Consider the following 10,230-nt stretch of genomic DNA (forward strand, 5'->3'; position numbering starts at 1 on the left):
AAGGGAAGTGAAATGCCTCTTGCATCGTCATGACTTTATCTCCCCTTTGGGCACGCGGTACATCTTGGGCGAAGTGCCGAGTGCCTGCTTGTAGCGATAGGTGGTCTCCTTTACCAGCCGTTTGGCGATGGGGCTGTCCGGGTCATCCAGATTGCCGAACACCAGCGCCTTGGTGGGGCAGGATTCCACGCAGGCCGGCTCCTTGCCCGCCGCCAGGTTGGTCCTGCGGCAAAAGTCGCACTTGTCGGCCACCTTGGTCACAGGGTTGATAAAGCGCACCTGATAGGGGCAGGCGGCCAGACAGTACATGCAGCCGACGCAAAGATCCGGGTTGACGTCGACGATGCCATCCTCCTTGCGGATATGGGAGGCACCGGTCGGGCAGACGTGCACGCAGGGAGCGTTGTCGCAGTGCTGGCAGGACTTGCGAAAGAAGTGGTACTCGGCATCGGGGAAGGTGCCGATGGGGCCGGAGCGGATGATCTCGAGGCGCGAGACCCCCTCTGGCACCTGATTCACCTCCCGGCAGGCATCCATGCAGGCGGTACAGCCGATACAGGCCGTCTCGTCGTGGATCATGCCAAAGCGTACCCCGTCGATGGTCTGGCTGTGGGCGAGGGGGGTGGCAAGGGAGCGAGTCGGCCCTGTCATCATGATGAGGGCCCCCGCACTCATCCCCGCCATGAAGTGACGGCGAGAGCAGCTCATGGTGCCTCCTTGCCCGAGGTGGTGTTCGCCTTGGCCGCCTTGACGACCTCATGCTGCTTGCTGTGGCAGTCGACGCAGAGCTTGATGCGGGACTTCTCCGGAATCGCCACCATGGGCTCCTTGGCCGGGTGCAGCTGGTGGCAGCTGGTGCAGGTGAGCTTGGTAGCGTGCACGTCGTGGGCCCAGAGCGCCTCGCGCAGCACTTTGGGCTCGTGACAGCTCATGCAGACCCCGTTCTGCTCGGCGATGGGGTAGCTCTCGGTACTCTGTTTGTTATTGAAGCTGTCGCTAAAGCGCATCACGTCCTTGACCCCTTCCCGGTGTTGAGGGGAGGGTTGACCGTGGCAGTTGGTGCAGGTTACCGGCGCCAGGTTGTTGGGGTTGGTCGCCTGGCCGTGCTTGCCGTGCATGCCTTCGACCTGCTCCTTGTGGCAGTCGGTGCAGGCCTTGTCGGCACTGCGCAGAAATTCCACTTCATGTGTAGTCGGTGCCGGGGCGGTTGCCGCATCGGCCGCCTGGCCCTGCAGGCTGGTGAGCAGCATGGCTGCCATCAGCATCAGTCGTAAGAAATCCATTGTTAAATCACCCATAGGAAGCCTCCATCCGGCTGCGGGCCCGACACTGGGGGCCCGCATGCCTCGTCATTGTGCGAGCCGTCCGGCCGCTTTGGCCTCGGCATCCCAGGCGGGGACTGTGGTCTTGAGGAACTGGGCCTTGTCGCTGTTCATCTGCTTCATGTCCATGCCAAGAGCGGCCTGGGCCTTCTCCTTGCTGGAGATGTCAGGAATGGCGATCTCGTGGCTGATCCCCTTGGCGGCCAGCAGGCGTGCCAGCTTGGTGCGGGCATCGGCGGCCTTGTCCAGGGCGGTTCCCAGCATGCGCAGCGCCACTTCCGGGGCGTGCATCTGCACCCCGTGGGAGGCGATGGAGAAGTCCCAGCGCCATTGGGCGTGACGGATGTCCTGCAGAATGTCCTTCATCTCGGCCTCGGTGGCGCCGGCATCCCAGGCGGCCTTGGCTTCAAAGTGGGCGTGCACCAGCTGCTTCTCGACTTTGAGCTTGATTTCGGTGACGGCGTCCTTGCGCTGCTTGACCACCCCTTGCAGCATCTCCTTGCTCTGGGTGTGGCAGTTGCGGCAGGTCTGATCGAAGCGATCGAAGGGGTTGCCTACCTTGTGATCCGTGTAGACCTTGCCCTGTTCGTTCTGCACCTTGGGCATGTGGCAGTCGACGCAGGCGACGTTGTTCTGGCCGTGAATGCCGGCGCGCCAGGTCTCGTACTCGGGGTGCTGGGCTTTGAGCATGGGGGTCTTGGAGAGGGCATGGGTCCAGTCGGCAAAGCCAATCTCGTCGTAATACTCTTCCATCTGCTCAACAGTCGTACCCTTGTCCCAGGGGAATTTCACCGCCTTGGTGGGGCCGCTGAAGTAGTACTCCACGTGGCACTGGCCGCACACCTGAGACTGCTGATCGAAGCGCCCCTGCTCCTTGAACGGCTTGCCGATAGCGGTCATGGCCCGGTCGGCATAGGGACGGGAGAGGTGCAGGGCGGGTTTCCCTTCCTTGAACTCTTTCGAGGCGGTGTCGTGGCAGTCGGCGCAGCCGATGGTGTTGACGATCTCCGGTCCGCCTTTTGCCCACATGCCCTTGAAGTAGCCATCCTCACCCCTCTCGTCGATGACGCGGGCCACGTCCGGGCCTTTGCAACTCCAGCAGGCCATGGGCAGCGGACCGTCTTCGGCAGTCTTGGGGGCGCCGGTACGCAGGGTTTCCCGCACGTCGGTCAGCGCATAGAAGTGGCCGCGCGGCTTGTTGTAATCCTTGGAGAAGGGGTAGCCGGCCCAGAGCACCACCATCTGCGGATCTTCCGCCAGGGCGTCGGTGCGCTCGCGGCTCTCGCTGGTGCCTTTCCAGCTGGTGAACTGATCGGCGTGATCCTTGGCGAACAGCTCGCTGCGCGCCTCGATCTTGCCCTTGCTTTGTGCCTCGTCGGCCGCCTGTGCCCAGCCGCTGGTGCCAAGGCAGGTGGTAAGCAGCAGGGCGGCGAGGCCCAGCCTGGTCTGTCTGTTGTGTGAACTCACGATCATCACTCCCAAATCGATCTCATTGCCAAGCCTGACCGTTCCATCCTGGATGTGGGCATCAGCCCCCGCACTAGGCAGGAGCAGGCAGGCCGATTAATTGTTATTAGTGAATAAAACCCATGTATTTATGCGATTGCTCGAGCTGGATATTACCAAATGGGTAAAACGAATGATGATTTATCGGGAGCGGGATTGCGCTAGATCAATTGGCGGAGCCGGCAACAAGCGGAAATGAGATCCCGGTTAAATTATGAGGAAACTCAACTTATTGCACCATTGTTAACGCTGTTGTCTGGCGACAGTGGGCTCAGTTGCCCGCCAGCCCGCGTCCGGCAAGGAAATGTGCGTCAAATGGCGCGAGCTGTATTCATTTAGGGATAGAAAATTTCTAATGTATATATATGCATTATTAACTTTAGGGGAGGGAGTCATTATAATCCCCTTATTGCCGGATTCAATCAGAGGATTGTCCATGGATACCATGGCCTATTCGAACGATGATCCAGTAAAAAGAGCCGGCGCTTGCCGCAATGCTGTTCAGATAAGCACTTTTTTGACTGATTATTCATAAATTGGATTTGAGTTGAGGGGGCAAGGCTGTGTCCAGTCGATCTTCCTCCAGCCTTTATCCAGCGGGGCTTGCAATAGAAAGAGGGAGGCATCATGCCTCCCTCGATTTTTTGTCCTGATACTACGTAGACTGGAACTCAAATTCTCTTAAGTGAACAGCATTGGGCGCTTGCCGGCTCTTTTTCCATCTGGTGTTTGCTTGTCGGCCTCTTTGCCGAGCGGGCCGTCTGGCCTAGCGTGGCAAGGGGATCAAGCCAGGGCCTGGGCCAGCAGGTGGATGGGGTGTTCGCAGCGGAACGCTGTGCTCATCTCGATCTGCCATTTGCAGGTTTCGCAGTCGGTGATGACCAGATCGGGCTTGAGCCGGTTTATCTGATCAAACAGCCCCTCGCCGATGGCCTGGCTGGTCTGGTAGTTCTCCGACTTGAAGCCGTAGGTACCGGCGATGCCGCAGCACTGGGAGTCCAGCACCGTCACCTTGACCCCTGGGATGGCGCGCAGCAGCTCCAGGGTATAGATGACCCCCCCCATCTTCTCCATGTGGCAGGGGGTGTGGTAGGCGATGTGCAGATTGAGCGGCTTCATCGCCGGCTTGTTGCCCTGGTAGAACTCGTTCCACAGGAAGCGGGTCACCAGCGAGATGCGATCGCGCACCTTGTGGTTGTCCTGCTCCAGCAGGTGGGGGTATTCGTCGCGCAGGGTGAAGCCGCAGGTGGAGGAGGTGGCTAGTAGCGGCATCTCGTTGCCGAGCAGGGTGTTCTCCAGCTGCTGGATGTTGAAGGCCGCCTGCTGCTTGGCCTTGTCCATGAAGCCGTTGGCAATCAGCGGCACGCCGCAGCACTTCTCCCGCTCCAGCAGCTGGACGCCGATGTTCATGGCGTTGAGCACCTGCACCAGCTCCTTGCCAAGTTGCGGGTGGTTGTAGTTGACGTAGCAGCCGTGGAAGTAGGCAATTTGGCGCGTAAAGCGGGCCTGACTCGCTTTCTGCTTTTTGTACCAGCCGCGGAAGGTGCCCTGGGAGTATTTGGGCAGGTCGCGGTGGGAGGAGACCCCCAGCGCCTTGTCCAGCACCAGCTTCATCGGCTTGAGGCCGGTGGTGAAGTTGACCACCGGGGCCATCAGGGTGGACATGCTGCCCATCAGGTCGGTGTGGGAGAGCACGAACTCGCGGATCCCCGGTTTGAAGCCGCTGTACTGGTGTTTGGCCTTGGCGATGATGTCGCCGATGCGCACCCCGCTCGGGCAGGCCACTTCGCAGCGCTTGCAGTTGGTGCAGTACTTGAGGGCGCTGTCAAAGAGCTCCGGGCTCTTGATGCGCAGCCGCTCCCCATCCGGGCCCGCCTGCTTGGGGCCTGGGTAGGCCGGGTTGGCCTTGGCCACCGGGCAGTAGGCGGTACAGACGGTGCATTTGATGCACTGATCGAAGGTTTGGTTGGCATGATCCAGTAGCATGTCAGTTCTCCTCCCGTTGGGTGTGAAGGCACGGGATATGGGACAAAATCGTCATTGGGCTGAACTCAAAATATGACCGGCAGCCTGCCAGCCGGTGGCAACGGCCACGCCTGAGCCTGACCCTTCTTTTATGGGGTCATAGTGCGCCAGCACGCTACCGGCGCCGTAGAGGTTGACGAGCGGTTTGCCGCCACGCAGCACTCTGAGCTTGTCGTCGGTCTTGACCCCGAAACCCATGAAGGGGTGGTGGTCGAACAGGCGGCGGCCGGCCCAGGCGTCGCGCTCGGGCAGGCTCAGCACGTCGGCGTTGAAGATGGGCTCACGAATGCCGCGCAGGCGCGACTCCAGCCCGCGGCTGAAGAAGCTGCCGGAGGCGAGTACAAAGTTATCCGCTTCAAAGAGTTGATCGTCGCCATTCTGGCTGTGCACGCCGATGACCCGATCTCCGTCGTAACGGGCGCCCAGCACCCGCTCGCTGGTGAGGAAGGTGCCGCCAAGGGCCATGAAGCGGCGCTTGAGGGCCTCCTGCATCCGCATGCCAATAAGCGACGGCGGCATGGTGGCAACCTCCTTGATGATGCAGCCGGTGCGCTGCTCCAGCTCCGTCAGGCGCGGGCCGACCAGCCCCAGCGACAGGCAGGCGGGCAGCACCAGGTGGCGGCAGCGCGGCTCACCGCTCTCCTGCACCATGCGGCTGATCTCGCGGGCTAGATCCGTCAGCAGGTCATGCTGGCCATTGCCCTGCTTGTCAAACAGGCGGGCGATGTCGGCGGAGCGAAACTCGTGGGGATTGCGGCTGAACTCGGCCAGCTGGGGCAGCCGAATTTCCCCGGTCAGGATGCGGCAGTGGGCGAAGCGCGCGTGGGTCGCGAGATTCGCTGCCGCGAGCTCGGGGTGAAAGTCGCGAAATCCCTCCAGGGTGGCCAGCAGGATGGCGTCGGGGGCCGGTGCATCGGTCACGCAGGCGCAGGTGTCGGGGGAGAGCCAGGTGGCTTTGAGGGTGCCGATGGGGGTCAGCCGCTGGTGGTTGCGCTCCTGGCGAAACAGCGGCAAGCCCTGGGCGGCGCAGTGGCGTTGCAGATCATCGAGGCTCGCCGCGATATGGGCCAGCCCCACCTTGCTGTAGGGATGCTCGGGGTTGGCGGCCATAAAGGCGGGCAGGGCGGCGCGGGGATCTCCCTCGCTCTCCAGCAGATCCACCGAGCCGGAGGAGAAGTGCAGGGCGCTCTGGCCGGAGGCCATCAGCAGGGTCTTCTGGCCGGCCTCGGCCAGGCGCAGGGCCGCGGAGAGGCCCGCCATGCCGCCGCCGATAGCGATGCTGTCAAATTTCATGGCTGCGCTCCTTGGTGGGATTGGCGGTGCTGGCGTCTTGCGGGAAGGGGGGCTCGGCCACCAGGTGGGGGGCCGTCCACTCGCCAAGGCCGAACAGCCCCTCGTAGATCCAGTAGGTAAATTCGGCTTCGCGCAGGGCATCGCCCCACAGCACGGGGCGGGTGCCCTTGTAGCGCTCCTCCAGGAACTGGCGCAGCATGACGCAAGCCTGGCGGCCGTCGGCCTTGCCGTACTCCTGCATCAGGCCGGCGGCGCGATAGGCGCACAGCTCCCCCTGACAGGGTCCCATGCCCAGACGAGTGCGGCGGCGCAGATCCACCAGGTTGTCCACATCCAGCTCGCGCAGGGCGTATTCGATTTCACCTGCGGTCACCATCTCGCATTCGCAGATGAGGGCGTTGGCCTTGGGATTGTCGCGGAAAAAGGCGATGACCCGCTCGCCGTGACGGTACTGGGCCGAGCCTTCAGCCGGGACCGAGAGACCGGGGGCGGAGACCTTCTCCGGATCCCGCGAGCCGGGCAGGCTCAGTTCAGCGGTGCGGCACGGTTTGCTGTTGCCAAGCTTCTTGGCAAGCAAGTCGGTGGCCCATTCTGCCATCAGCCGGTAGGTCATCAGCTTGCCGCCGGTGATGGTGTTGAAGCCCTTGAGCCCGTCGCGCTCGGCGTGATCCAGCAGCACTATGCCACGGCTAATGTTGCGGCCGGACTCGTCGCCATCCACCGCCACCAGCGGGCGAACCCCGGCATAGGCGCGCAGCAATCGGGTGCGGGCCATGATGGGGGCCAGTTTTATCCCTTCGCGCAGCAGCACTTCCACCTCTTCAGGCTCGACGGTGAGCTGGTCAATCTTGTGGTAATCGATGCGACTCGAGGTGGTGCCGATGAGGGAGATGGTATCGCCCGGCACCAGGATGTCCGCGTCCGCCGGTTTGCGGGCGCGGTTGAGCACCAGCTGGTTGATGCGGTAATCCATGATTAGCAGGGAGCCCTTGGCCGGGAACATGCGGATGCCGAGATCGGCGTACTCGCAGATCTGCTGGCCCCAGATGCCGGCGGCGTTGATCACCTCCTGGCACTCCACCTCGAACGCTTCGCCGGTGCGGGTGTTGATCGCCTTGACCCCGTGCACTCTGTCTTGGGTGCGCAGCAGCCCCAGCACCTTGCTGTGGGTGAAGATGCGGGCGCCGTGCTCCTTGGCATCCAGCACGTTGGCGGCAGCCAGACGGAAGGGGTCGACCGTGCCGTCCGGCACCTGAATGGCGCCGATCAGCGCCGGGTTGACGTTGGGTTCAAGGCGTAGCGCCTCGGCGGGATCCAGCTGGCGGGCGTCGATGCCCGCCAGGGCGCAGGCGTCCATGAAGGTATTTTGAAAATGGATGTCATCTTCCGGCAGGGTGATGAAGAGGCCGCCGGTGTCCTCGACGCAGTGGCTGGCGATCCGCTTGAGGATGCGGTTCTCCTGAATGCACTCGCGGGCGGACTCCTGATCCGTCACCGCGTAGCGGGCGCCGGAGTGAAGCAGGCCATGGTTGCGGCCCGTGGTGCCGGCGGCGATGTCGTCCCGCTCAAGCAGGATGCAGTCGATGCCGCGCAGTGCGCAATCGCGCATGATGCCGGCGCCGGTGGCGCCACCCCCTATGATGACGACTTGTGTGGTGATTCTTTTCATTCTTGCCCGTCTCATCTCTTCCAGATAAGGCCAGTGTGGCGCCTTCACGACGTAAAATGTTTGATATGGGCCAAATTAATGTTCGTAAACGCTCATTAAGTGTGAGGCGATGAGCGAAATGTGATGAACCTCACGTCACCGTCGAGGCGGGCAGGGGAAAGCATGACGGGAGGGGAGAAGGCCAGCCCGGGGGCTGGCCAGAGGGCGGCGTGGGGGAAACCTCAGCCGCAGCACTTCTTGAACTTCTTGCCGCTGCCACAGGGGCAGGGGTCGTTTCGCCCCACCCGCAGCGGCGCCGGATCCTGCTCGCCGTCGGTGTAGACCCAGCGCCCCTGATGGCGCACGAAGCGGGATCGCTCATGGAGGCAGTGACGTTCGTCCCCTTCCAGGAACCAGGCCTTGAATTCCACCATGCCGAGGGTGTCATCGGGGCCGCCCTGGCTGGTGAGGATCTCGAGGCCATCCCAGCGGGTGTCGGTCGATGAGAGGTCGGCCGCGGTCAGCCCGTTCAGATAGTCCGGGTGCCAGCTGTGTACCAGATATTCTCCCAATCCCAGCACGAAGGCGCTGTAGCGGGATCGCATCAGCTGCTCCGGGGTGGCGGCGGGCTGACCTGCGTGGAGTACACCGCAGCACTTGGCAAGAAAAAGAGAGGAACCGCAAGGACATAGGTTCATGAGTCAGCTCATCTGGTCGATAATTGAAGGTGGCGGGATTGTAGCGAACGCACTTCCCTTTCGGCCAGCTTCCCATGCCGTTTAGGCAGACATCATGCAGCAATGAACACAGCACAAAGGGTGACACAATGACACTTAAGCAGAAGATCCTGTTACTGGGGGCCATCCCCGTGCTGCTGATGGCCCTGGTGGTCAATCTCAGCAACTACCTGGTGGCCAGGAGCGATCTGGAATCGGATCTGGTGGTGGCGCGGGAGAGGGCAATCAAGGAGCGCAAGGCGCTGCTCAGCAGTTATCTGATGCTGGCCAAGACGGCCATCGAGGGCAGCTACGGCAAGCCTGACAGCCCCGAAGTGCGCCAGCAGGTGAAGGAGATATTGCGGCCGCTGCGCTATGGCAGCGACGGCTACTTCTTCGTCTACGACTATCAGGGCAATACCGTGCTGCTGCCGACCCGGCCCGAGATGGAGGGGAAGAACCGCTGGCAGGACAAGGATACCAAGGGTGCCTTCCTCATTCAGGGGATCATCAAGTCGGCGCGGGAAGGAGATGGCTTCTCGGAGTACTGGACCAACAAGCCCTCTATCGGGCGGGATGCCCCCAAGCTCTCCTTCAATCTGGTGCTCGACAAGTATCAGTGGGTCGTGGGCACGGGCTTCTACATCGACGACATCGACAATGAGCTGGCCACCCTGCGCAGCGAGCGGGAGGAGACCATGTATGGCTCCCTGAAAACCGGGGTGCTGTTCATCCTGGTGATCCTGGGGGTGACCCTGGCGGCCACCGTGGTGATCGGCAACCGGGTCACCCGCCCGCTGGCGGATGCGGTTGCCGCACTCAATGACATCGCCGACGGGGACGGGGATCTGACCCAGCGCCTCAAGGTGCAGAGCAAGGACGAGGTGGGGCAGCTGGCCGCCGCCTTCAACCGCTTCGTCGAGCGGATCCAGTCGGTGGTGAGCCAGGTGGGGGAGACCAGCCACCAGTTGCTGGGGGCCGTGGATCGGCTGCATAGCCTGAGCGAGCATGCGGACAGGCAGATGCAGGGCCATGGCAAGGAGACGGATCAGGTGGTGACCGCGGTGACCGAGATGAGCTCCACCGCCCAGGAGGTGGCGGCGAGCGCTTCCAACGCCGCCAGCGCCACCAGCGATGCGGCCCGCGAGTCCGATGCGGCCCGGGGGGTGGTGAACAGCGCCATCGGCAGCATCAACCGGCTGGTGGACGAAGTGCATGTGGCGGCCGGGGTCATCGAGCAGCTCGCCCACGAGACCGGCAAGATAGGCTCCGTGGTGGAGGTCATTCGCGGCATCGCCGATCAGACCAACCTGCTGGCCCTCAACGCCGCCATCGAGGCGGCCCGGGCGGGCGAGCAGGGGCGCGGCTTTGCGGTGGTGGCGGACGAGGTGCGATCCCTCGCGGGCCGTACCCAGCAGAGCACCAAAGAGATCAACGAGATGCTCCAGCGCCTGCAGGGCGGAGTGAAACAGGCGGTGGAGGTGATGCAGGCCAGCGAGGCACGCAGCCAGGAGACGGTGCAGGAGGCGAGCCACATCGCCAGCTCCCTGGACAGCATGGTGGCGGCGGTCGGCACCATCTTAAATGCGAAAGGGGACTCCCTCCGACGTAGGTGGGAGGGGAATTTCGCCGGGGCGTCAGCCCCGCTGGTTTTGAATGTATTGCTTGATCACCTCCAACGGTGCTCCGCCGCAAGAGCCCGCAAAGTAAGAGCGTGACC

The 10,230-nt window shown here is 62.7% G+C and carries 8 protein-coding genes and 1 pseudogene; 1 reads left to right on the top strand and 8 read right to left on the bottom strand.

The features are described 5' to 3' along the window. Positions 1-27: 27 nt before the first annotated feature. The 7 genes from MUW49_RS04340 to MUW49_RS04370 form a co-directional block, all read right to left on the bottom strand. Positions 28-708 carry a 4Fe-4S dicluster domain-containing protein gene (locus tag MUW49_RS04340; protein ID WP_052815438.1) on the bottom strand — a complete coding sequence of 227 codons (681 nt, stop codon included), beginning with the start codon at positions 706-708 and terminating at the stop codon, positions 28-30. After that, positions 705-1,298 carry a cytochrome c nitrite reductase pentaheme subunit gene (gene nrfB, locus MUW49_RS04345; RefSeq protein WP_052815437.1) on the bottom strand — a complete coding sequence of 198 codons (594 nt, stop codon included), beginning with the start codon at positions 1,296-1,298 and terminating at the stop codon, positions 705-707. Before nrfB ends, MUW49_RS04340 begins: the two co-directional genes overlap by 4 nt. A 51-nt stretch (positions 1,299-1,349) precedes the next feature. Next, positions 1,350-2,795 carry an ammonia-forming nitrite reductase cytochrome c552 subunit gene (nrfA, locus tag MUW49_RS04350; RefSeq protein WP_052815436.1) on the bottom strand — a complete coding sequence of 482 codons (1,446 nt, stop codon included), beginning with the start codon at positions 2,793-2,795 and terminating at the stop codon, positions 1,350-1,352. Positions 2,796-3,611: 816 nt separating this feature from the next. Then, positions 3,612-4,814, bottom strand: coding sequence for an anaerobic glycerol-3-phosphate dehydrogenase subunit GlpC (gene glpC, locus MUW49_RS04355; protein ID WP_052815435.1), 1,203 nt, complete (start codon positions 4,812-4,814; stop codon positions 3,612-3,614). A gap of 51 nt (positions 4,815-4,865) precedes the next feature. After that, positions 4,866-6,146, bottom strand: coding sequence for a glycerol-3-phosphate dehydrogenase subunit GlpB (gene glpB, locus MUW49_RS04360; RefSeq protein WP_052815434.1), 1,281 nt, complete (start codon positions 6,144-6,146; stop codon positions 4,866-4,868). Beyond that, entirely contained in the window at positions 6,136-7,815 is a 1,680-nt protein-coding gene (gene glpA, locus MUW49_RS04365) for an anaerobic glycerol-3-phosphate dehydrogenase subunit A (protein WP_069785654.1), read from the bottom strand. The genes glpB and glpA overlap by 11 nt, the downstream gene beginning before the upstream one ends. Before the next feature lie 221 nt (positions 7,816-8,036). Beyond that, a complete protein-coding gene (locus MUW49_RS04370; RefSeq protein WP_080989954.1) occupies positions 8,037-8,492 on the bottom strand; it encodes a YchJ family protein in 456 nt (151 codons plus the stop codon). A 128-nt stretch (positions 8,493-8,620) separates the two neighbouring features. On the opposite strand from MUW49_RS04370, the pseudogene MUW49_RS04375 reads away from it, so the two are divergent. After that, positions 8,621-10,090: pseudogene (locus MUW49_RS04375) on the top strand (methyl-accepting chemotaxis protein); the annotation flags it as partial. 57 nt (positions 10,091-10,147) lie between these two features. Here MUW49_RS04375 and MUW49_RS04380 read toward each other — a convergent pair. Beyond that, positions 10,148-10,230, bottom strand: an 83-nt coding sequence (locus MUW49_RS04380; RefSeq protein ID WP_202904331.1) for a transposase, incomplete at its 5' end; no start/stop codon positions are given.

The sequence above is a fragment of the Aeromonas sp. LsrichE-8G genome (assembly GCF_022869435.1).
In the GTDB taxonomy this organism is placed as follows: Bacteria; Pseudomonadota; Gammaproteobacteria; order Enterobacterales; family Aeromonadaceae; genus Aeromonas; species Aeromonas caviae.